Annotated in this window: 22 protein-coding genes; 10 read left to right on the plus strand and 12 right to left on the minus strand. The window is 69.8% G+C overall.

Annotated features, from left to right (window positions below; all coding sequences use genetic code 11):
* Positions 1–30: 30 nt before the first annotated feature.
* Positions 31–891, plus strand: coding sequence for a thermonuclease family protein (locus ACH34W_RS18035; protein WP_395962051.1), 861 nt, complete (start codon positions 31–33; stop codon positions 889–891).
* Between the two features lie 86 nt (positions 892–977).
* On the opposite strand, the gene ACH34W_RS18040 is transcribed toward ACH34W_RS18035, so the two are convergent.
* Both ACH34W_RS18040 and ACH34W_RS18045 read right to left on the minus strand, forming a co-directional pair.
* Entirely contained in the window at positions 978–1,112 is a 135-nt protein-coding gene (locus ACH34W_RS18040) for a hypothetical protein (protein WP_395962052.1), read from the minus strand.
* A gap of 111 nt (positions 1,113–1,223) precedes the next feature.
* A complete protein-coding gene (locus tag ACH34W_RS18045; RefSeq protein ID WP_395962053.1) occupies positions 1,224–1,862 on the minus strand; it encodes a CGNR zinc finger domain-containing protein in 639 nt (212 codons plus the stop codon).
* Between the two features lie 85 nt (positions 1,863–1,947).
* Here ACH34W_RS18045 and ACH34W_RS18050 point away from each other — a divergent pair, with 85 nt between their 5' ends.
* Together ACH34W_RS18050 and ACH34W_RS18055 are read left to right on the plus strand one after the other, a co-directional pair.
* Complete coding sequence (locus tag ACH34W_RS18050) at positions 1,948–2,844, plus strand: alpha/beta fold hydrolase (RefSeq protein WP_395962054.1); 897 nt, start codon at positions 1,948–1,950, stop codon at positions 2,842–2,844.
* Positions 2,845–2,868: 24 nt separating this feature from the next.
* The gene (locus ACH34W_RS18055) at positions 2,869–3,741 is read left to right on the plus strand and encodes a GNAT family N-acetyltransferase (RefSeq protein ID WP_395962055.1); all 873 of its coding nucleotides are present in this window, start codon (positions 2,869–2,871) and stop codon (positions 3,739–3,741) included.
* 65 nt (positions 3,742–3,806) lie between these two features.
* Here ACH34W_RS18055 and ACH34W_RS18060 read toward each other — a convergent pair whose 3' ends face one another.
* From ACH34W_RS18060 to ACH34W_RS18075, 4 genes are all read right to left on the minus strand, one after another.
* Positions 3,807–4,268 (minus strand): GNAT family N-acetyltransferase, encoded by a 462-nt coding sequence (locus tag ACH34W_RS18060; protein ID WP_395962056.1) that lies wholly within the window; start codon positions 4,266–4,268, stop codon positions 3,807–3,809.
* A 116-nt stretch (positions 4,269–4,384) separates the two neighbouring features.
* Positions 4,385–5,851 carry a serine hydrolase domain-containing protein gene (locus ACH34W_RS18065; protein WP_395962057.1) on the minus strand — a complete coding sequence of 489 codons (1,467 nt, stop codon included), beginning with the start codon at positions 5,849–5,851 and terminating at the stop codon, positions 4,385–4,387.
* Between the two features lie 88 nt (positions 5,852–5,939).
* Positions 5,940–6,602, minus strand: a complete 663-nt coding sequence (locus ACH34W_RS18070; RefSeq protein WP_395962237.1) for a response regulator — start codon at positions 6,600–6,602, stop codon at positions 5,940–5,942.
* Complete coding sequence (locus ACH34W_RS18075; protein ID WP_395962058.1) at positions 6,590–7,720, minus strand: sensor histidine kinase; 1,131 nt, start codon at positions 7,718–7,720, stop codon at positions 6,590–6,592. Before ACH34W_RS18075 ends, ACH34W_RS18070 begins: the two co-directional genes overlap by 13 nt.
* A gap of 163 nt (positions 7,721–7,883) precedes the next feature.
* Here ACH34W_RS18075 and ACH34W_RS18080 point away from each other — a divergent pair, with 163 nt between their 5' ends.
* Entirely contained in the window at positions 7,884–8,408 is a 525-nt protein-coding gene (locus ACH34W_RS18080) for a DUF4262 domain-containing protein (RefSeq protein WP_395962059.1), read from the plus strand.
* A 76-nt stretch (positions 8,409–8,484) separates the two neighbouring features.
* On the opposite strand, the gene ACH34W_RS18085 is transcribed toward ACH34W_RS18080, so the two are convergent.
* On the minus strand, positions 8,485–9,918 hold the full coding sequence (locus ACH34W_RS18085) for a DHA2 family efflux MFS transporter permease subunit (protein ID WP_395962060.1): 1,434 nt from the start codon (positions 9,916–9,918) through the stop codon (positions 8,485–8,487).
* Positions 9,919–10,060: 142 nt separating this feature from the next.
* On the opposite strand from ACH34W_RS18085, the gene ACH34W_RS18090 reads away from it, so the two are divergent.
* Positions 10,061–11,203 carry a methyltransferase gene (locus ACH34W_RS18090; RefSeq protein WP_395962061.1) on the plus strand — a complete coding sequence of 381 codons (1,143 nt, stop codon included), beginning with the start codon at positions 10,061–10,063 and terminating at the stop codon, positions 11,201–11,203.
* A 31-nt stretch (positions 11,204–11,234) separates the two neighbouring features.
* On the opposite strand, the gene ACH34W_RS18095 is transcribed toward ACH34W_RS18090, so the two are convergent.
* From ACH34W_RS18095 to ACH34W_RS18115, 5 genes are all read right to left on the minus strand, one after another.
* A complete protein-coding gene (locus ACH34W_RS18095) occupies positions 11,235–12,428 on the minus strand; it encodes a cytochrome P450 (protein ID WP_395962062.1) in 1,194 nt (397 codons plus the stop codon).
* Positions 12,429–12,469: 41 nt separating this feature from the next.
* The gene (locus ACH34W_RS18100) at positions 12,470–13,252 is read right to left on the minus strand and encodes an SGNH/GDSL hydrolase family protein (protein WP_395962063.1); all 783 of its coding nucleotides are present in this window, start codon (positions 13,250–13,252) and stop codon (positions 12,470–12,472) included.
* A gap of 134 nt (positions 13,253–13,386) precedes the next feature.
* The gene (locus ACH34W_RS18105) at positions 13,387–13,773 is read right to left on the minus strand and encodes an RNA-binding S4 domain-containing protein (RefSeq protein ID WP_395962064.1); all 387 of its coding nucleotides are present in this window, start codon (positions 13,771–13,773) and stop codon (positions 13,387–13,389) included.
* 152 nt (positions 13,774–13,925) lie between these two features.
* A complete protein-coding gene (locus ACH34W_RS18110; RefSeq protein WP_395962065.1) occupies positions 13,926–14,564 on the minus strand; it encodes a cutinase family protein in 639 nt (212 codons plus the stop codon).
* Between the two features lie 222 nt (positions 14,565–14,786).
* On the minus strand, positions 14,787–15,731 hold the full coding sequence (locus tag ACH34W_RS18115) for a helix-turn-helix domain-containing protein (RefSeq protein WP_395962066.1): 945 nt from the start codon (positions 15,729–15,731) through the stop codon (positions 14,787–14,789).
* Positions 15,732–15,849: 118 nt separating this feature from the next.
* Between ACH34W_RS18115 and ACH34W_RS18120 the strand changes: the two genes are divergently transcribed.
* The 5 genes from ACH34W_RS18120 to ACH34W_RS18140 are packed head-to-tail and all read left to right on the plus strand — an operon-like array spanning position 15,850 to position 21,851.
* Complete coding sequence (locus ACH34W_RS18120; protein ID WP_395962067.1) at positions 15,850–16,737, plus strand: branched-chain amino acid ABC transporter permease; 888 nt, start codon at positions 15,850–15,852, stop codon at positions 16,735–16,737.
* On the plus strand, positions 16,686–17,942 hold the full coding sequence (locus ACH34W_RS18125) for an ABC transporter substrate-binding protein (protein ID WP_395962068.1): 1,257 nt from the start codon (positions 16,686–16,688) through the stop codon (positions 17,940–17,942). Before ACH34W_RS18120 ends, ACH34W_RS18125 begins: the two co-directional genes overlap by 52 nt.
* The gene (locus tag ACH34W_RS18130; RefSeq protein ID WP_395962069.1) at positions 17,939–19,708 is read left to right on the plus strand and encodes an ATP-binding cassette domain-containing protein; all 1,770 of its coding nucleotides are present in this window, start codon (positions 17,939–17,941) and stop codon (positions 19,706–19,708) included. The genes ACH34W_RS18125 and ACH34W_RS18130 overlap by 4 nt, the downstream gene beginning before the upstream one ends.
* A gap of 19 nt (positions 19,709–19,727) precedes the next feature.
* Positions 19,728–20,411 carry an ABC transporter ATP-binding protein gene (locus ACH34W_RS18135; protein ID WP_395962070.1) on the plus strand — a complete coding sequence of 228 codons (684 nt, stop codon included), beginning with the start codon at positions 19,728–19,730 and terminating at the stop codon, positions 20,409–20,411.
* 30 nt (positions 20,412–20,441) lie between these two features.
* Positions 20,442–21,851, plus strand: a complete 1,410-nt coding sequence (locus ACH34W_RS18140) for an amidase (protein ID WP_395962071.1) — start codon at positions 20,442–20,444, stop codon at positions 21,849–21,851.
* The last annotated feature ends 46 nt before the right edge of the window (positions 21,852–21,897 follow it).

A 21,897-nucleotide genomic window follows, 5' to 3' on the forward strand; every position in this document is an offset into this window, starting at 1 on the left:
GCGACGCGTCATCGTCCTCTGGGGGTGGACATGCTCGCTTTCGACTTTCCTCGTGTCATCCGGTCCGCCGTTCCGCGGCGCCTCATCCGCACATCCGACGGCGACACCCCGGTGGTGGAGCAGCCGATCCGCATGGTGTCCGTCGACACCCCGGAGAAGGCTGGATACGCCGGGCTGCCGACGACCGCCCAGCTCAAGCTCGATCGCACCCGTACGCGGCTCACCGACGGCACGTTCGACAACATGATCCCGGATGGCCTGAGGGATCATCTGCTGTCGCGGCTGACCGCTGACGCGGCCGAACGGCACATCGCCGCAGGCAACCGTGCCACCGCGTTCTTCGAGGCGCTGCAGGAACGCAGGCTGACCAAACCGAGCGGCACGCGCCGCCGTACCGCCGTGATCCCCACTGGGGAGCTCATCGACCGGTACGGGCGGCTGCTGGCGTATCTCGCGCCATGGTTCGACGGAGACGGAGACCCGGTGCCGCCGCGCGACCACCCGGACCGGCGCACGTTCAACCTGGACATGGTCGCTGCAGGCTGGGGTGCGATGTTCCTCATCTACCCGTCCCTGCCGCGCGATCCGGACCTGAAGCTGCTCGTTGAGGACGCGGAAACGGCGTGGAACGAACGGCGCGGCGCGTGGGCCGAGTTCGGCGAGGACCTGCTGCTGGCGTACGAATACCGCGCCTGCATCAAGCTGGGCGACCGGAAGCTTCCAGATCCCAAAGCCGCCGTGGAAGACGCGTACCAGCGGATCTGCGTAGACGTGCGGGACCTGCGCGTGGTCGGGGAGTTCGGCTACCACGAGGTACCGCCTTCCCGCCGCCTGTGGATCTGGAAGGACGACCTCAGCCAGGCCCGCGAAGACCTCAAGCTGCCTGACTGACCCAGAAACGAGAGTTGGAACTACTGAAGCCCGCCCGGTGTCCACCGGACGGGCTTCAGGAACACCTGATTACTCTGAGTCTCTTATTACTCTGGGTCGCCTTCGGGCTTGGCCGTGACGGTTCCGGTGGACTGGTCGTCCTGCGCCGGTTCCTGGTCCACCTGTCGCGAGGGCCAGGCGTCGAGCTTGGTACGGCGGGGGTTGGCCAGAGAGTCACTCATCTTCGGTGTCGTCCTCCTGCGGGCGGCCTGCGGCCGAAGAAATCCCAAGCGGCTGTCGCGCCGCGGTAGGGGGAGATCTTCTCGGATACCCCGCCCCAGTTCCAACATGGTCTATACCTCTCGGTCACCGGCTTGATCATCGAGGTGACCACCGGCCGGTTCGCCGGCCTTGTGCCGCCGGTAGTAGCGGGCCACCCGTGCGCGGTTGCCGCACCGGGCGGGGGAGCACCAGCGGCGGCGCGGGTGGGCGGGCAGGAAGACCATCACGCAGTCCTCGGCCTCGCACTGGCGGACCTTGCCCAGCGCGGGATCGGTCAGCAGGTCTGCGGCCGCCTCGGCCAGGATCGCCGCCAGCCGGGTCCCCAGGGGACCGTCGCGGCGCGGCGCGGCGACGACTCCGGACCCGTTCCATGCCAGCTCCCGTACGGCAGGGGCCGCACGTTGTGATTCGTTCAGGCTTCGCAAGGCCTTGGCGGGCGGGGCCTGATCGTGCAGTACGGCGTGCACGGCGGCTGCGATCTGCTCGCGCACGGCCTGAACGGCGGCGACGTCCGCCTCGGTGATCTCAACCTCGGTGTTGTCCGCCTCGATGATCCCCGCCTCTTCCGCCGGGAGCCGGTCGGCCTGGAGAGCGAGCCAGGCCTTGAGCCGCGCAGGGCTGTCGAGCAGGTCGCCCGTGGACGGTCGGGTGTTGACCAGGTCCAGCGCCAGCGGCTCACCGGTCAGCGGCGTCGTGTCGCTCATGGACATGGATCTAATGCTACATGCCGGGGTTGACGCATTAGATTCGAGGCAGGTAAAACTAATGCATCATCTCGTCAGAGAGGCATGTGAAATGACGTATCCGATGGTCGCCCGCACGGTTCACCGCCACATTGAGGTTGAGGTCGACGGGGTGGTCGACGGGGTGAAGGTCTTCTACCGGGAGTCGCAGCCGGCTCGTGACGACGCGCCCGTGTTGTTGTTGCTGCACGGCTTCCCGTCCGCGTCGCACCAGTTCCGCCGCCTGATCGACGTGCTCGGCGCGCGATACCGGCTGATCGCGCCTGACTATCCGGGCTTCGGCCACACCGAGGCCCCCGCGGACTTCGACTACGGCTTCGACCGTCTCGCCGACGTCACCGAGAGCTTCGTCGAGCGGCTCGGGTTGACGCGCTTCGTGATGTACGTCTTCGACTTCGGTGCCCCGGTCGGTTTCCGGCTCGCCACCCGGCACCCCGATTGGATCGCCGGGCTCGTCGTTCAGAACGGCAACGCGTACGAGGAGGGCTTGTCGGACGGCGCACGCGACTTCATCGCTCTGCGGCCTGAGGTTGAGGGCGCGGAGGAGACGATCCGCGGCCTGCTGACTCTGGAGGGGACGCGAGGGCAGTACGAAGGCGGAACGAGTCAGCCCGAACTCGTCGCGCCCGACGGCTGGACCCTTGACCAGCACTTCCTTGACTTGCCAGGACGCAAGGAGGCCCAGGTCGCACTGGCCTTCGACTACCACTCCAATGTCGAGCTGTACGAGGAGTGGCACGAATGGCTGCGCAAGCACAGCCCGGCGACCCTCATCACGTGGGGCAGCAACGACCCGTTCTTCCCCGAGCCAGGCGCGCATGCCTACCTGCGCGACGTTCCCCAGGCGGAGTTGCACGTCTTCGAGACCGGCCACTTTGCCCTGGAGGAGAACCTCCCCGAGATCGCCCCGCTCATCGCCGGATTCTTGGACAGGGTCTGGTCCTCCTGATTATCTCTGACTAAAGTCAGAGGTATGACCCCGGCGATCGACCAGGTGCGGCACTTCAACCGCACGGTCACCCAGCGGATCGGCGCGCTCGACGACTCGTTCCTTTCCCGGGCCCGCCCGCTGGGACAGGCCCGGCTGCTCTGGGAGGTCGGCACCGCCGACCGGCAGCGGGTGCGGGAACTGCGGTCCAGGCTCGACCTCGACTCCGGGTACCTGAGCCGTCTCCTCCGTGCTCTGGAAGCAGACGGACTGATCGTGGTCGAGCCGGACCCGTCCGACGCTCGCGTTCGTACCGTCCGGTTGACATCGGCCGGACTCGCGGAACGCGCGGAGCTCGACCGGCGCTCGGACGAACTCGCCACCGCGATCCTCAATCCGCTCAGCGACCGGCAGCGCGAGCGGCTCGTCACAGCGATGGGCGAGGTGGAACGGCTGCTGACCGCGTCGATGGTCGACATCGCCGTCACAGACCCCGCCCACCCGCACGCCCGTTACTGCGAAGAGGCGTACTTCGCCGAGCTGGCGGAACGTTTCGAGGGCGGCTTCGACCCCGGCGCCTACGTGGCGGCCGAGGACGACGGCGGCCTGCTGTTGGTGGCGACACTGCACGACGAGCCCGTGGCCTGCGGAGCCTTGAAACCCGGCCCCGACGCCACCGCGAGGATCAGGCGCATGTGGGTGGCGCCTTCCGTTCGAGGACTAGGGCTGGGCCGCCGCCTCCTCGCCGAACTGGAGTCGCGGGCGGCAGCCCAGGGAGCCGGAGTCGTTCGCCTGGAGACCAACAAGGCGTTGACCGAGGCGATCGGCCTCTACCGTGCGTCTGGCTATCGCGAGGTGGACGTCTTCAGCGACGAGCCGTACGCCCATCACTGGTTCGAAAAGACGCTGGAGGAGTAAGCCGGGGTGATCGGGCCGCGGCCTGGCCGCCGTGAAGCTGCTGATCACGGCGGCCAGGGGTGGGGTTACTGGAGGTGGTAGCGGGCTGTGCTGGTGTCGGAGCTCCAGCGCTTGAAGCCTGCCTTTTCCAGGACGCGGACGGAGGGCGGGTTGGAGAGCTCTACGTTCGCGAAGACGGTGTGAACGCCGGGTTCGGTGAGGGCGTGCTCGGCCAAGGCGCGGGTTGCCTCGGGGGCGTAGCCGCGGCCTCGGCGAGATGCCACGATGCCGTATCCGATCTCGACGGCTCCATCGGTGGGCGGCCAGAAGAGTCCGATCGAGCCGACGACGAGGCTGCTGGCGCGTTCGATGATCTGGCTTTGGCCGAGGATCTCGGGGTGCTCGGCGAGGATGCCGGCGATGACGCTGTCACCTTCGGCGGGGAAGTCGTCCGCCCAGCCAGTGGATCGGGTGCCCTGGGTGATGGCGGCGATGTCGTCTGCGGGCCACGGGCGCAGGATGAGGCGTTCGGTCTTGAGAGAAGTCACGGTGAAGCTCCTGGTCGTTCAGGGACGACCGGGCCCGCGATGGGCCCGGACAAGGGCATGCTGATGACGGCTCGTGGCAGCCATATTCATCAACCTCCCTCGTCCGGGCGCCGATGCTAGTGATCGCGGGAGGGGCCGGCAACTTTGGGGGTGGCGCGCATGCCGACGTACACGCACTGGGTGCCGGTCGTGAGCGTGGAGAAGACCACGGGCATGTAGTCCTCGCTGAACGAGGGGCCCGCGCCGGAGGCGGCGAAGACGGTGTCGGTGACCGGGGTCAGTTCCATGTCGAGGGGCGGGGAGAGGTCCTTCATGCCGTCGACGAACTCGTACAACATGTGCGGCTTGCCGTCGCGTTCGCTGACGGTGATGACGACGCCTTCTCGCTTGTACGTGCCGATGTACGGGGTGACGTCCACGGCGATAGGGGGTGTCGCCGGGCCGAAGGGCTCAGGCATGCGCACTCCGGCCAGGTCGCGGAGCAGCTCACGGAAGAGTTCGGCGTAGAGCTGGCGCGCGCCGCCTCCGTTGGTGAGCAGGACGACGGCCACGCCGGCTTGGGGAACGGCGCGCAGGTAGCCGTACTGGCCGATCGCGGCGCCGTCGTGGCCATAGCCGGTGATGCCGTCCCAGTCGTACAGCACCCAGCCGAGGGCCTGGCCGTCGGCGCTGACCGTCCACTTGTCGGGGACGTCGACTTCGCGGCGCTGCATTTCCGTGACGGCTCCGGGCGACATGAGGCGGGTGCCGTCGGGGGCGGTGCCTGCGTTCAGGTGCAGCTGGGCGAGCCGGACCACGTCGCCGGCGGACACGATGACCCGGCCGTACGGGCCTGCCGAACGGGGCATCATGTCCCAGACCGGCGCCGGATCGGGGTCCTGGCCCGGCTCGCCGAGGTGACTCATCGCCACCCGGAACCGCAGGGCCTCCTCGGGGAGCGTCATCGTGCGTTCGAGGGCGAGTGGCGTCACCAGCATGTCGTGGAGGGCTTGGTCCCAGGTCTTTCCGGTCAAGACCTCGATGATCCGGCCCAGGACGACGTAGCCGACGCTGCCGTAGGAGACGGCCGTCCCCGGCGGGCAGTCCAGAGCCACATCGCGGGCCATCTCCACATACTTGGCGAGGGCGTCGTCGCCACGGCCGGTGTCGTGGGTGAAGTCGTTGGTCAGGCCGCCGGTGTGCGACAGGAGCTGACGGGTGGTGATGACCTTGGTGGCCTCCGGGTCGGGGGTGGCGAACTCCGGCAGCACGTCCACCACGGGGGCGTCCAGGTCCAGCAGGCCCTGGTCCGCCAGCTGCATGATCAGGGTGGCCGTGTAGATCTTGGCGATCGAACCGGACAGGAAGACCGAGTCCGTGGTGACCTCCGCGCCGGTGGCCCTGTGCAGCACGCCGCTGGCGAGCTCGTGGATCTTGCCGTCGACCAGTACGGCCAGCTGCGCGCCGGGAACGTGATGGGTGGCCCGCAACTCGTCCAGGCGTGCCTGCCACCGGTGGAGGGAGAAGTCCCGGCCGGTTGAGGTCCTGGTGCCCCACGGACCCTCGGCCGTCCAGTTGCCTTCAGCGTCCCAGTTCTCCGTCATGACTCTCTCCTTGCAAACGTCGTTCTCGTCTTGCGAACACTGTACGCATGAGGGCGGCATGTGCGCAAGTTCGAACGATGTTTGCGGCTTAGGCGAGGCCGGCGTCGTGGGCCAGGAGGGCTATCTGGGTCCGGTTGTCGAGGCCGAGCTTCGTGAGCACCGAGGAGACGTGCGCCTTGACGGTGGCGACGCTCATGTACAGCTCGGCGGCGATCTCGGCGTTGGAACGACCTCGCGCCACGGCGAGGACCACCTCGTTCTCGCGCGGGCTGAGGGTCGCGAGCGCGGCCTGGGCACGTTCGAACGCGTCGGCCTGCGTGGCCGCGCGGTCCATCAGGCGCCGGGTGACCTGCGGGGACAGGATCGGCTCGCCGGCCGCGACGCGGCGTACCGCGGTGACGATCTCCGCGGGCGGGGTGTCCTTGAGCAGGAAGCCGCCGGCACCCGCACGCAGCGCGTGCAGGATGTTCTCGTCGGTGTCGAACGTGGTGAGGACGATGACCTCGGGCGGGTCGTGGCGACCGCGGAGCCGGCGGGTGGCGGTGATGCCGTCCACGCGCGGCATCCGCAGATCCATGAGCACGACGTCCGGGGCGTGCAGGTCGGCTGCCGCGGACACCTCGTCGCCGTCGGCGGCCTGGCCGACCACGACGATCCCGTGGATACCGTCGAGCATCATGGACAGCCCGGCGCGCACGAGTGCGTCGTCGTCCACGATGAGCACGCGCAGCTCGGAGCTCACGCCGGCCATGGTAGCCACGCGTGCAGGCGGAACTCGTCGCCGGTCGCCTCGTGGTCGAGCCTCCCGCCGGCCAGCCGGACACGTTCGGTCAAGCCGACCAGGCCGGTACCGGAGCCGGGCACGGCCGGCCCGGTGCTCCGGTCCACCGGCAGCGGGTTACGGATGTCGATCACGAGGCTGTCGCCGGGACGTCCCGTGAGCGTCAGGTGCACCGGGCGGTCCGCGGCGTGCTTCCGCGCGTTCGTCAGGGCCTCCTGGACGACCCGGTAGGCGGTCCTGCCGGCGGCGGCTGGAAGAGCGGACGGCTGCGTCACCTCGTCGCGGAGCTCCACCTGCGTCCCGGCGTCGCGGGACTCCTCGACCAGGTGGGGGATGTCGGCCAGCACGGGTTGCGGGCGGGAGCCGGAGTCCTCATCGTCGTCCCGGAGCAGAATGATCACGTCGCGGAGCTCATCGAGTGCCTGGTGCGCGCCGGTCCGGATCACACCGGCGGCACGGGCGAGCTGCTCGGGCGGGGCGTCCGGCCGGTACTCCAGCGCGCCCGCGTACGTGGCCAACAGCGACAGCCGGTGGGCCAGGACGTCGTGCATCTCGCGCGCGATCCGGGTCCGTTCGAGCATCCGGGCCTCGGCGACCCGCCGTCCCTGCTCGGCCTCGGCGCGGCGGGCCCGTTCGCGCAACGACTCCAGGAGCGCCCGGCGGGAACGGCCCAGCGCGCCCCAGCCGAGCAGTGCCCCGTACGCGACGGTGATCAGGATGAGCCACCAGCCGTACGAGATGCCGCCGCTCGGCCGCCACCATCCCTGCACCGCGTGCGCCGCGACACCCGACGCGGCCACCGCGACGGCGACCGGGAGGCGCCGCCGCTGCGCGACCTGCAGCGCGCCCAGCGTGGCGGTCGGCGTGGCCGCGGGTGACAGGGCCGCCAGCAGGCTCAGCGCCAGCGCGCCGGCGACGGGCCACCGCAGCAGAACGGGCAGCAGGGCAAGACCCGCGACGCCGACGGCGATGTCCAGCCAGAGGAGACCGCCCGCCGCGCCATGCCTGCTCACGATCGTCAGCGCGACCAGGACACCGACCGCGGCCACGCCGAGGATCGTCTTCACGTCTCTGACCTCGCTGTTCACCGGGCCCACAGTAGCCGCGGACCGCGCGCCGCCGCCCCCTACGAAAGTCGGTTTCCACCCCGACCGCGGTCGGATCACCCGCATCCGCGCGCCCGATGTGCCGCCCCCGCGGTCCGGGCGGCCGGCGCGACGGCGGAAGATCGCATGGCGTACGCTCGCGCGCATGTCGGACTGCCATTGCATCCTGTGCGAGGACCACGGCGAGCTCGATGACATCGACCGTCAGACGATGGAGAACGTGCGGACGCACGGGTGGGGCGTCATCAACATCCCGGCCGACGACGCGGGGCCGGGCTGGTCGTTCAGCGTGGGGTTGTGGCACAGCCATCGGTCGCCGGAGCTGGCGATGTTCGGCCTGGACATGGACGTGACGCAGCCCGTCATCAACAATCTGGGCCGGGAGATCGCCGACGGCCGGGCCGCGGCGGACGGGCAGGAGCGACACGGGCTCATCAACGACTACCCGATACATCTCAAGCAGATCGACCGCGGCTGGTATCAGACGTTCTTCGGGGTCGCCATGGCCTTCTACCGGCGGCCGCCGCTGCCGGTGATCCAGCTGGTGTGGCCCGACCTGGACGGACGGTTCCCCTGGGACGCGGAGACCGCCGAGGGTTACCAGGCGATGCAGCCGCAGGCCTGGCTGGCGCGGGACGCGCATCCGCCGGGGGTGTGGACAGAGTCGTGATCAGAGTGCGGCGTCGATCTCCATGAGCCAGATGGCAACCTCGGCGGTCTGGTCGTAGCGGCTGTGCGCCGGCTTTTCACGTAGCCGCGAGGGGACGAGGGCGGGGGAGGAAGGCGACCAGTGCCGTGCCCGCCGCGGTGATGACGGCCGCGACCAGGAAGGCCGTGGCGTAACCGGCGGCCAGATCGGCGCCGGACTTGGCGGCGGCGGTGGCCAGGATCGTGAGGCCGATGGCGCCGCCGATCGTCCGCGAGGTGTTGACGATGCCTGCGACGGCTCCCGCCTCCGCGGCGGAGGCACCGGTGGTGGACGCCTCCACCAGCGGCGTCATCAGCAGGCCGAAGCCGACGGCCATGGTCACGCCGGGGCCGAGGATCGAGCCGAGGAACGTGCCGTCCGCGTGCAGGACCGCGCTCTGCCAGGCGAAGCCGCCCGCCGCGAGGAGGCCGCCGAACGCGGCGAGCAGCCGCGCGTCCATGCGGTTCATCAGCGTGGGGGCGAGCTTGGAGCCGACGATGATGCCGATCGTGTGGGGCAGGAAGGACAGGCCCGTGCGCACCGCGCTGTAGTGCAGGACGTTCTGCATGTAAAGCGACAGGAAGTACCAGAGGGCGAATCCGCCGAGCATGCTGACCATGGTGGCGAGGTTGCCGACCGCGACGCTGCGGAGGCGGAAAAGCCGCAGGGGCACGAGCGGCTGCGGTGTACGGGCCTCGACTGCGACGAACGCGGCCAGGGTGGCGAGCCCGGCGATGAGCGGGACGAGCGAGTCGGCGGACGTCCAGCCGTACGTCTCCGTACGCGTGATGCCGAAGTTGAGCAGCCCGACCCCAGCGGTGACGAGCGCGGCGCCGGGCAGATCGAGGCGCGGGCGGCCGGTGGCGTCGCGCTCGCCGCGCAGCCACGCCGCGGCGATGACCGTCACCACGATGCCGATCGGCACGTTGATCAGCAGGACCCAGCGCCAGTCGAGGTAGTCGGTGAGCAGCCCGCCGACCAGGCCGCCCGCCGCGCCACCGGCGGTGCCGACGGCGGTCCAGGTGGCGATGGCCTTCGTCCGGGCCGGACCGGCCGGGAACGTGCTGGTGATCAGCGACAGCGTGACGGGCGCCAGGATCGCGGCGCCCAGGCCCTGCGCGGCGCGGGCGGCGATCAGGGTTCCGGCGTCCTGTGCGAGGCCGCCGGCGAGGCTGGCGACCGTGAAGACGCCGAGTCCCACGATGAAGATCCGCTTGCGTCCGAAGAGGTCGGCGGCGCGGCCGCCGAGCAGCAGGAAGCCGGCGAACGTGAGCGAGTAGGCGTTGACGACCCATTGCAGGCCGGTGGCGCCGAGTCCGAGTCCGCTGCGCATGCCGGGCAACGCCACGTTGACGACGGAGATGTCCAGGACGACGAGGAATTGCCCGATGCTCGCGGCGAGGAGCGCCGCCCAAGCCGGCGTGGAGGAGGCCGATCCGGTCGTGCGCGCTGCGGACTCGCCGGTGAGCCCGGGATCTTGAGTCGTGGTCATGGTCTTCATGCTGGCTGTGGCCTGCCCGGGTCCGCGTCGGCCAGGGGGACCAGGACCCGACGGTAGTTGGACCTAGGACCACAGGCCTGGCCCGCAAGCCGTAGCTTAGGCGGCTCAACGATGCCGTTAGCCTGGTCACGCTATGGATCAGCTGGCGACGGCCTGGGGCGACTTCACGCTCGCGCGCTTCCCGGACAACCCGCGGGACGACCTGCGGGCCTGGGACGCCTCCGACGAGTACATGCTCCGGCACCTGGTCGATGAACGAGTCGATTTCTCGGGCGCGGTGGTCGTGGTCGGTGATCGCTGGGGTGCCCTGGCCACCGCGTTGGCTGCGTTCCGTCCCATCCAGATCTCCGACTCCTTCCTGGCGCAGTCGGCCACCCGGGCGAATCTGGAGCGGAACGCCGTCGATGCGGGTGCTGTGCAGCTCCTGACCACCAGGGATGCGCCGCCCGAACGCATCGACGTCCTGCTGATCCGGATCCCCAAGAGCCTCGCGCTGCTGGAAGACCAGCTGCACCGTCTCGCGCCCGCGATCCACGAGCGGACGGTGGTCGTCGGCACGGGCATGGTCAAGGAGATCCACACTTCGACCCTGCAGCTCATCGAGAAGGTCCTCGGCCCGACCCGTACATCGCTGGCGGTCAAGAAGGCCCGGCTCATCTTCTGCACGCCAGATCCGAGCATCCCCCGGCGCCCCAGCCCTTGGCCCCACACCTACGCCTTGCCGGACGGCATCGGCATCGCATCGGGACGTGCGGTGGTCAACCATGCCGGGATCTTCTGCGCCGACCGCCTCGACATCGGCACTCGCTTCTTCCTCCAGCACCTCCCAGAAGGTGGTGACTACGGCCGCATCGTTGACCTTGGCTGCGGAAACGGCGTGGTGGGTATGGCCGCCGCACTGGCGCACCCCAGCGCGGACGTGCTCTTCGTGGACGAGTCCTTTCAGGCGGTCGCGTCCGCCGAAGCCACGTTCAACGTCAATAATGTCGGCACCCGCGATGCCGAGTTCCTCGCGAGCGATGGGCTCGCGACCGTTCCGGCCAAGTCGGCGGATCTCGTCCTCAACAATCCGCCGTTCCACTCGCACCAGGCGACCACCGACGCGACGGCCTGGCGGATGTTCACCGGCGCCCGTAAGGTCCTCCGGCCGGGCGGCGAACTCTGGGTCGTCGGCAACCGGCACCTCGGCTACCACGTGAAGCTCCGGCGGATCTTCGGTAATTGCACGACCGTGGCCGCCAATCCCAAGTTCGTCATCCTGCGGGCCACCCGGTGACGGGATCCGCGTCAGATCCGGCGGTCGAGCTCTACCGGAGGCGAACGGGGAGGCTGGACAGGCCGCGGACGATCGAGCCGGAGCGTTTCCACGTGAGGTCGGCGGGAGCGACGGCGAGCGCGAGCTCGGGGAAGCGGGCGAGCAGTGTGCCGATGGCGACCTGCCCTTCCAGCCGTGCGAGCGGGGCACCCAGGCAGTAGTGCGCGCCGTGGCCGAACGCGACGTGCCGGTTGTCGGCGCGCGTCACGTCCAGGGAGTCCGGCTCGTCGAACGCCCCGGGATCCCGGCCCGCGGCGCCGATCGACACGTGCACCCAGGAGCCCTTCGGGATCGGGACTCCGGCGATCTCCATGTCGGTCAGCGCGATCCGCTGGGTCGCCCGTTCGACCGGGCCGTCGTACCGCAGCAACTCCTCGACCGCGCCCGGCAGCAACTCCGGACGCTCCTTGAGGAGCTTGAGCTGGGCGGGCGAGGACAGCAGCGCCAGCATGCCGTTGCCGATCAGGTTGACCGTGGTCTCGTGCCCGGCGATCAGCAGCAGCGCGATGGTGTCGAGCAGCTCTCCGTGGGAAAGACGGGAGCCGCCGTCCCGCACCGCGAGCAGCGCGCTGATGAGGTCGTCGCCCGGTGCCGCGCGCCGTTCGGCGAACACACCCATCAGGTAGTCGTTGAACGCGATCGCCGCCGTCCGCCGTCGCTCGGCCGTCTCCCGGGAGACCACCGGCACGGTCAGGATCGCGGTCCAGTGGCGGAAGTCCGCCTGATCGTCCGCGGACACCCCGAGCAGCTCGCAGATCACGATGATCGGCAGCGGGAACGCGAACGCGTCGATGAGATCCGCCTCGTCCCGTCCGGCCAGCCCGTCGAGCAGCCCGTCGGTGATCTCCTGCACGCGCGGCCGCAGCGCCTCGACGCGGCGCGGTGTGAACGCCTTGGCCACCAGCCCCCGCAGTCTGGTGTGGTCTGGCGGGTCCAACCCCAGCAGCGTCTCGCCGAAGAACTCCTCGGCGCGCACGGGCGTTTCGCTGTGCCGGGTGTCCTTCGCCAGCCGCGGATCGCTGAGCGCCGCGCGCCCGTGCTCGTGGTCCACGACAAGGAACGCCTGGACACCGGCCGGGAACTCGATCGCGTGAACCGGCCCCTGAGCGCGCAGGTCCGCGTACACCTCGTACGGGTCCTGGTTGAACGCGCGGCCAAAGAACATCTCTGCGGAAAGAACGGACATATCGTTCCCCCTCCAAAAAGACGATCCTAGGACGTCCTCGGTCAGGGAGCGGGCTGTGCGTCGCGCACGGGAAGGAGGTTGGGGCGCTTCGCCACCCGGCCGTCGCCGGACGAACGGCCGCGCAGGCGGCGCACCACCCAGGGCCCCAAGAAGCTGCCGATCCAGACCGCCTCGTTGCCGACGCGGCGCAGGGTACCGACGGGCCTTGCGGTTGGGAGCGGCCTGGTCCACGAGTCGTCGCTGCCCGGCAGGCCGAGTGCGTGGGCCGCGGCGGCGGCCATCAGGGCGTGCCCGCGGGGTGCGGCGTGTATCCGGTCGGGACTCCACATCCGTGCGTCACAGGACACCGCGTGCGGGAAGGTGTCGACGACAACGACCCCGTGCCGTTCCGCCGCGGCCTGGATGCGCGCGTTGAGGTCCAGCACCCGCGGACGCAGCCGCGCCACGACCGGTGCGATCTTCGCGATGTCGGGGAAGGTGAACGTGACCACCCGTGCACCCTCGCCGGTCAGCGCCGCGAACATCGCCTCCAGGTCATCCGCCACCGTCGCCGCGTCGAAGCCCGGCCGGACCAGGTCGTTCATCCCTGCCATCACCGAGACGAGATCCGGCTTGAGGGCCAGTGCGGGTGCCAGTTGTTCGGCTCTGACCTGGCCCGCGAGCTTGCCCCGCACCGCGAGGTTGGCGTAGGTCACCGCGGGCTCCGACGCCGCGAGCAGTTCGGCCAGCCGGTCCGCCCATCCCCGGTAGCCCGTCAGCTCGTCACCGTCCTTGAGCCCCTCGGACTGGCTGTCTCCGATCGCGACATACCGCAGGTAGGACATGAAGCTCCCGCCTAGTCAAAAAGTCGACTAATCAACCTGTGCGTCATCGTACGGCAAACCGGTCATCCACGGGTTGGGGCCGGTCGTCCACGGGCTGGGACGGGTCGTCCACGGGCTGTGCCGCCATCGACAGGTCAGGGTGGTGGGCGGCGGCCAAAAAGGCGCTCGATGCTGCGCCGTTCGCGCTTGGTGGGACGGCCCGCGCCGCGGTCACGGAGCCCGATCGGCATGGTCGCCTCGCGTGGCGGGGGCGGCGGGCTCTTGTCCACATAGCATTCGGCGGCGATGGGAGCGCCGACACGCTTGGTGATGATCCGGGAGACGATCACGACCCGTTCCCACCCCTCTTGGCGGACCCGCACCTCGTCGCCCACCCGCACCGTCTGGGCGGGCTTGGCGCGGACGCCGTTCACCCGGACGTGCCCGCCACGGCAAGCGGTGGAGGCCGTCGAGCGGGTCTTGGCCAGCCGTACTGACCAGATCCAGCTGTCGACGCGTGCGCTCAGCTGCTCCTCTGCCATGCCGCCACTGTAATGCGCAGCCCGCCCACCGATCTTCTGCATTTTCGGCCGCGGTGGCTGCCGAGCGAGGGGGTGGTGCCCTTCCTGGGGCATTGAGCGTCAATGAGAAGGGGAGCGGCCTTTTGGTCGCTCCCCTTTCTTTTTGTTTATGTTCAGAGCTTGCCGATGGCGAAATCGGCGGCCTCGTTGGCGTTACCGCCGTAGCTCAGATGCGCCAGGACGTTGAACCCATTTCCGCAGACCGGGTCACCGGCCGCGCAGAAGTCCTTGGCCCGGTTCCAGTAAGGGGTGCTGAGAGGGGCCGTGATGTTCTTTCCGACGAGGTGGCTCGGGTCACCGAACACCATGACGGCGGCGATGCGGGATTCGAGCGCTGATGGAATTGTGGTTTTGGCGTCACCCAGGCTCTTCAGCCCGATCGCGTTGTCGACGACGAAGGCGCCCTGGGAGTAGCCGACGAGCACGAACTTCTGGTTGGGGCAGGACTGGGCCTGCTGCTTGACGTGGTTGACCAGGTCGATCGTGCCCTTCGAGGGGCCGCTGAGATCGATGCTGGCCGGGTACTTGACCGAGTACAGGCTGGTCGACCTGAGCGGCTGCAGCTTGCGCTTCATGGTGTTGAACACCTGGTCACCGACGATGAGGCCGGCGGTTCCAGGCTCGAACGTTCCGCGTGCGGAGACGACTTCGACGGTCGTGCACTCCGCCGCCTGCGCGGGAGCCGCCGCGGCGATCGCGAGCCCGCCTCCGCCGGCCAGAATTGCCGACGCGGTGGCGATCCGCGTGCTCACGCGTCGTCGATTTCTGGGCAGGGAAATGCGCATCGAGCTTTCACCTCTTCGCTTGCGGGGGGTATGGAGCGATGGAAAGCAAGCGAGAGACTATTCACCCATAAAACGTAATGAACTACTTACTCGACAAAGTTTCGCCTTTTACTTGTCAGCTGGCTGAGTGCATCGAAGGTGACGCGGCGTCGCCATTGCCGGGTTGAAATGGGAATATAGGGCGGGCCGTCACGTCCCGGCGTTGCCGGGACGGAACCGGGCGCGGAACTCCCGGGGAGACAAGCCGTACTCGGCCTTGAAGAGCTTGCCGAAATGGCTGGGGTCGTGGACACCCCAGCGGGCCGCCACGGCATACGACGGAAGGTGGGCCAGGGCGGGGTCGGCAAGGTCCCGGTGGATGCGGTCCAGGCGCCTTCGCCGGATGTGATCGCCGAGTGTCTCCCCCTGCTTCTGGAACAGGGCGTGCAGAGTGCGGACCGAGATGTGGTGAGCCGCTGCGATCTGCGCTGGTGAGAGCTGCCGGTCCAGGTGGCGGTCGATGTGCTCGAGGATCCGTTCCAGCGTGCGCGTGTGAGCAGGCTGCGCGGGCCGGCCGCCGTACTCGCGGACGAGGGTCCGGACGACGCCCGTGACGTGCTCGCCCATCTCTCCCCTCGACAGCGGTCCGAGGCGGTGGCCCCGGTGGGCGAGCTCGACGAGCATCGAGGACAGGATCCGGCCGCAGGGAGAGCCGCTGATCTCCTGGTTCGCCACGGTGTTCGGGACCCGCTGCGCGAGCGAGATCGTCCCGGGGTCCAGCCGCACCACGAGCCAGCGGTAGGAGCCGCCGAGGTTGAGACGGTACGGGTGCCCGCCGCTGTAGAAGACGACATCGCCTGGAGACAAGGGGCACAGGCGGCCGTCCTGCTCGATCGTCCCGTCACCTTCCAGCATCAGGCCCAGCGCGATGCCGAAGTCCTGCGCCAAGGGCGCCGTGTGCGGGCTGACCTGTGCCGGTTGCTCGCCGGCGATGTCGCATGCGGTGAGAGCGCCGAACCGGTGGAGGCGGGTGTCGGCGGCGTAGGGAGTCGTCGTCCGCACCAGGACGGCGTCGAACGCCTTGGCGGGGTCGCGCACGTCGGGGTCCATGTAGCCGTAGACGATCGTGCCGTCCGGGCGGGCTTCGAGGGGCATGAGCTCCTCCTCTTGCGCTCCAGTACCAGAAGTCTGCGCTCTCGTGCCAACACGACCCTCCGGCGTGGCCGATATTGCCATTCATCTCCTGTTCGCGGAAGAGGAAGGACGTCGCCACGTGGACGTACTCCTGGCGATCATCACCCTGTTCGGCCTCTACGGGCTCGTCACCGTCGGCATGGCCGTGACCTTCGCGGCGACCCGCGTGGTGAACCTGGCGCAGGGCGACCTGGTCATGGTGGGGGCGTACACGGCGGCGGTAGCGACCGGGCCGGCGTTCGGCTGGCGGGTGATGCTCGCCCTGCTGGGCGCCGCTCCGCTGCTGTTGCTGGTCGAACGGCTCCTGCTGCGGCGTCCCCTCTCGGACGCGCTGGCGACCATGCTCGTCACCTGGGGTGTCGGCATGGCACTGCGTCAGGTGGCGGAGCTGCAGTTCACCTCCACCGCCCGCTCCGTCAAGCCGCCGATCGCCGGGACCGTGACGGTGCTGACCGCTCCCTATCCGGCGTACCGGCTGGTCTGCGGCCTGGTCGCCGTCGCGGTCATCGGGCTGGTGCTGCTGGCGGCCTACCGGACGAGCTGGGGGCTCACCCTGCGCGCCGTCGCCGACAACCCGACCATGGCGGCGCTGCTCGGCATCGACCCGCGCAGGCTCCGCACCATCGCGTTCGTGCTCGGCGGGCTGCTGGCCGTGCTGGCCGGCGCCCTGTACAGCCCGCTGCTGGCGGTGAGCCCGACCATGGGCTTCGGCCTGCTGGTCCCGGTGTTCTTCGGCCTGCTGTTCAGCCGGCCCGGCGCGCTCGCGACGGCGGCGGCCGCCGCGCTGCTCATCGCCGCCCTGTCGGTGCTGCTGCGCGTCTGGATGAGCGACGTCCTGGCCGAGGTCCTGTTCTACCTGATCATCGTTGCGATCGCGGCGCTGCGCTCGCGCCCCTGGATTCGGAGGTACTCGTCATGGCTCACACGATGGCTCACACGCGTTCGCGCGCCGGCACGGGCGTCCTGACCACCGCCGTCGTGCTGCTGGCTCTGAGCGGCTGCGGCGGATCGGCGGTCTCGGACGCCCAGGACGACGGGAAGGGACCGTTGAAGATCGGCGTCATCGTGCCGCTCACCGGACCCGTCTCCTCGACAGGCAAGGCCCTACGCAACGGCTTCGAGTTGGGTGTCAAGAAGGTCAACGCCGCGGGCGGCGTTGGCGGCGAGAGGGTGCAGTACGTCGTCGTCGACGACGCGGGAGACCCGGCCACCTCAACGCAGCTCGCGCGCAGGCTCATCCAGCAGGACCGGGTGTCGATGTTGTTCGGCACGATCACCGGGGACACCGCCGAGGCGGTGGCGAAGGTCGCTGGGGACGCGAAGGTCCCGTTCGGCACGGCCATCCTCGGTGACGTCGAGCGGTGCCACCCCTACGGGTGGGGCTTCGGTGAGAGCACCCGTCAGCTCCTCACGCCGACCATGCCCAAGTTGATCGAGAAGTACGGCACGAAGGTGGCGATCGTCGGATCGGACTACAACTACCCGCGCTTCTACGCGGGCGTGGTCAAGGAACTGGTGAAACGGGAGGGCGGTTCCGTCGTCGCCGAGGAGTACAGCCCGATCGGGCAGACCGACTGGCAGCCGGTGATCAAGCGGCTCAAGGCGGCGAAGCCGCAGGTGCTGATGTCCATGGTCGTCGGCGCCGACGCGGTGGCGTTCAGCCAGCAGGCCAAGCAGTTCGGCCTGCTCACCCCCGAACTCGGCTACGAGGGCGCGCCACTGGACAGCGATTATCACCCCGCGCTCAGTGCCCTCGTGAACGGCCGCACGCACACCGTGCGCTGGGCCGACGGCCTGGACGACCCTGAGAGCCGTACGTTCGTGGCCGACTACCGGGCGGCGTACAAGTTCAACGCCCCGTTGCCCGAGGTGGCGGGCAACGCCTACTTCGGCATCCAGTTCTTCCTGGCCGCCGCGAAGAAGGCCGGCGGCGGCGCTGGCGGCAGCGGCAGTGGCGCCAACGCCAACAGCGCCGACGGCAAGGCGATCAACACCGAGATCAGCCGGTTGACCTTCGACTCGCCGCTCGGCAAGGGCACCCGCTTCGACCCGGCCAACCACGTGTTCCAGGCCGACATGCTGGAAGCGGTGATCAAGCCGGGCCGGGAGTACGAGGTGGGCCGCAAGCTCGGCCGGATCCTCGACACCACGCCCAAGCCGGGGTGCTCGTGATCACGCAGGTCCGCCATGACGCGGCGGTGTCACGGGCCGGTGGGCGGGGTCTGCGTCTGAGCGTGGCGGTGCCGTTCGTCCTGATCCTCGTTCTCTTGGCGGCGGCTCCGTTCGGGCTGAGCACCTTCGCGGTGGCGACTCTGACGCTCGGGTTGTGCAACGGGCTGTTCGCCTACGGCCTGGACTTGTCCTGGGGACGGGCGGGGCTGCTCAGCGTCGGCCACGCGTCCTTCTTCGGGCTCGGCGCGTACAGCGTCGCGCTCAGCGAGGAGCACGGCTGGCCGTCGGTCGCGCTGCTGGCGCTGGCCTTGCTCGCCTCCATCGGCATCGCCGTGCCCGTCGTCCGGATCGGGCTGGCGTCCGGGGTGCCGGACGCGCCGCTCATCCTGCTGACGATCGGTGTCAGCCTGCTGCTCCAGCACGCCGCCACCAGCCTCACCGACCTGACAGGCGGGTCCAACGGGCTGTCGATCAGCGGCTCGGGCACGGTCTCGACGTACTATCTGACCCTCCTGGTGGTGGCCGCCACGGTCGCCCTGACCAGCATGACGGTCGTCCGCAGCCGGTTCGGCGCGCGGCTGATCGCGGCGTCCCGCAATCCGGAGCGCGCCGCCCAGACCGGCATCGACCCGGTGCGTGTCCGCACCGCGGCCTTCGCGGCGAGCGCGGCGGTGTCGACGGTCGCGGGCGCCCTCTACGCGCCCGCCGCCGGGCTGGTGTCACCGCAGATCTTCAGCCTCGGCCTGTCGACCAGCGTGCTCGTCTGGCTTGCGCTGGGCGGGCGGAACTCGACTCTGGGCCCGTTCCTCGGCGCGATCCTGATCACGGCGGGCGCGCAGATGCTCGGCAGCTCCTGGCAGGGCTGGTACGTGCTCGGGCTCGCCGCTCTGTTCGTGCTCGTCGTCCAGGTGGCCCCGGCGGGTCTGGCGGGGATCTCCCAGGTCTGGACGCGTGGACCCTCGCTGAAACTGCCCCCGGCCGCAGCGGTGCCCCGACACCGCAAGACCGAAGGCGACGCGGAGGAAACGGTGGTGCCCCGACATCGCAAGACCGACGGCGACAGCACGGAAACGCTGGCGCTGTCGCTCCAGGGAATCCGCAAGACCTTCGGTCCTGTCGACGTGCTGCGCGGCGTCGACCTGACGATCGAGAACGGCCGCTGCGTCTGCCTGATCGGCCCCAACGGCGCGGGCAAGAGCACGCTGCTCGGCATCGTCGCGGGCCAGCTCGCCGCCGACACGGGAGAGGTGCGGATCTTCGGTGTGGCCGCCGACGGGCTCGCTGTGCACGACCGCGTCCGCCTGGGCGTGGGCCGCATGTTCCAGATTCCCAGCGTCCTGACGGAGCTGTCGCCCGCCGACAACACCCGGCTGGCCCGCCTGAACGCGCCCCGGCGCATCGAGCTGCCCGCCGAATACGACGGCCTGGCCCGCGACGACACCGGCGAGGCCAAAGCCCTGCCGCTGGCCGACAGACGGCGGCTGGAACTGGCCATGGTGCTGGCCGGGGCGCCCCGGCTGATGTTGCTCGACGAGCCGGCGGCCGGACTTGGCCCCGACGACGCCCGCGCGCTCATCCGCGAGCTGAAGGACGTCTCGCGCCGGACGGGCTGCACACTGCTCGTCGTCGAACACGACATGGCGATCGTCCGCGAACTGGCCGACGACGTGGTGGTCCTGCACGACGGACGAGTGATCGCCCACGGGCCCATGGACGAGATCGCCGCCGACCCTGCCGTGCGCGAGGCCTACCTGGGGGTGCACTGATGCTGGAAGGAGTGCACTGATGCTGGAACTCGACGGGATCCGCGGCGGGTACGGGCAGGCCGAGGTCGTCCGCGACGTGGACCTGCGCGTCGCGGAGGGCGAACGGGTCGCCCTGCTCGGCCGCAACGGCACCGGCAAGACCACCCTGCTGCGCACGATCTTCGGGCTGGCCGACCGGCAGGGCGGGCACGTCCGCCTGGCCGGACGTCCCGTTCCGCCCGGACGTCCCGACCTGCTCGCGCGCCGGGGCGCCGCGCTGATGCCCGAGGACCGGGGCGTGTTCCCCACTCTCACCGTCGCGGAGAACCTCCGCCTGGCCGCGCGGCGGGGCTTCGTCCCGGCGGTCGATCCCCACGAGATCTTCCCGCTGCTGACCGAACGGCGCGGGCAGCCTGCCGGAACGTTGTCCGGCGGGCAGAAACAGCAGCTCGGCATCGCCCGCACGATCCTGTCCGGGCGGTCGATGATCGTCGTGGACGAGCTCACCCAGGGCCTGCAGCCGTCCCTCGTGCGCGCGGTGCTGGAGGCGCTGGCCCGCATCGCCGCCACCGGCGTCTGCGTGGTGACGGTCGACCAGCACGCCGGGCTGCTCCTCGACCGGTGTGACCGCGCGATCGTCATGGAGGCGGGCCGCATCGTCTTCGACGGCCCGAGCACCCCGGAAACACGCGAAGAACTCGACCGGCTTCTGGCAGTCGGCTGACCCCCGCAACCCCCTCAGATTGGAGCCCTCATGGACCCGTTCGACTCCGCCGTACGCCTGGCGCAGGCCGTGCGCAAGCGCGAACTGAGCCCGGTCGAGATCGTCGATGCGTATCTTGAGCGCATCGACCGGTTCGATCCGGAGATCGGAGCCTTCGTCTGGCGTAACGACGAGGACGTGCGCCAGGCCGCCCGGTGGGCGGAGCAGGCGGTCATGGACGGCGGGGAGCTTGCGGCGTTCCACGGAGTGCCCATTCCCATCAAGGACCTGACCATGGTCGCCGGGCAGCCCGCCACGTTCGGGAGCCGGGGAATGTCCGACGCGCCCCGGACCTCCACCGACCCGGTCGTGACCCGGCTCCTGGACGCGGGCTTCCTGTTGATGGGCCGGACCAGCACCCCGGACATGGGAATGCTCACCGCCACGGAGAACTCCCGCTACGGCATCACACGCAATCCCTGGAATCCGGCCTTTTCCCCGGGTGGCTCCAGCGGCGGAGCGGCGGCGGCCGTCGCCGCCGGGCTCGCACCCGTCGCTCACGCCAACGACGGTGGCGGCTCGATCCGCATGCCGGCCTCGTGCTGCGGGTTGGTCGGCCTCAAACCGAGCCGGGGCCGGGTGCCGCAGTATCTGGCGGCCTGGGAGCACGCCACCGTCGAAGGCGCCATCACCCGCACGGTCAGGGACGCGGCAGCGCTGCTGGACGTCATGAGCGTGCCCGACGATCTGGTGATGTACCGCGCGCCCGAGCCGGAACGGCCGTTCTCCGACGAGGTCGGACGCGACTCGGGTCCGCTGCGGATCGGTGTGCTCCTGGAAGCGCCGACCGGGGTGCCGGTGGACCCGGCGTGCGTGGCGGCGGCCGAGCGGGCGGGCAGACTGCTGGAATCCCTCGGTCACACGGTCTTCCCGGCCTCGCCGCGCTTCTACACGGAGGAGGCGATGTCCGGCTACGCGCAGGCCGTTCTCGACGCGTCACTGTGGGCCGTGCCGTACGACAATCCCGAGAAGGCCGAGCCGCACCTGCGGTACCGGATGGAGCGCGCCGCGACCCGTCACTCGGGGATCTACACCCGGGCGGCCGCGCTCATGCAGACCGAGTCGGTGGAGGTCCGCGCCCAGTGGGGCCGCGACTTCGACGTCCTGCTCACCCCGACGCTCGCCTGCCCGCCCCCGCAGGCAGGCGCGTGCCTGGAGGAGGCCAACGCGAACCCGGGCGGATTCCGGCTCACCGAGGTCCAGATGATCTCGTTCACCTCCGTCTGCAACATCTCCGGCCTGCCCGCCGTCACACTGCCGGTCCACACCTCATCCGACGGTCTTCCGATCGGCGCACACCTGATCGGCGGCCCCTGGGACGAGGCGGTGCTCGTGCGGTTGGCCTCCGCCCTCGAAGAACTGGACGGCTGGCCCACCCGCCGCCCCCCACACCTCACATGACGTGCCGCTGCGCGTGCCGAACATGACGGAATGCTCATCCTCAGCC

The organism is Actinomadura sp. 6N118 (assembly GCF_044326415.1).
Lineage (GTDB): Bacteria > Actinomycetota > Actinomycetes > Streptosporangiales > Streptosporangiaceae > Spirillospora.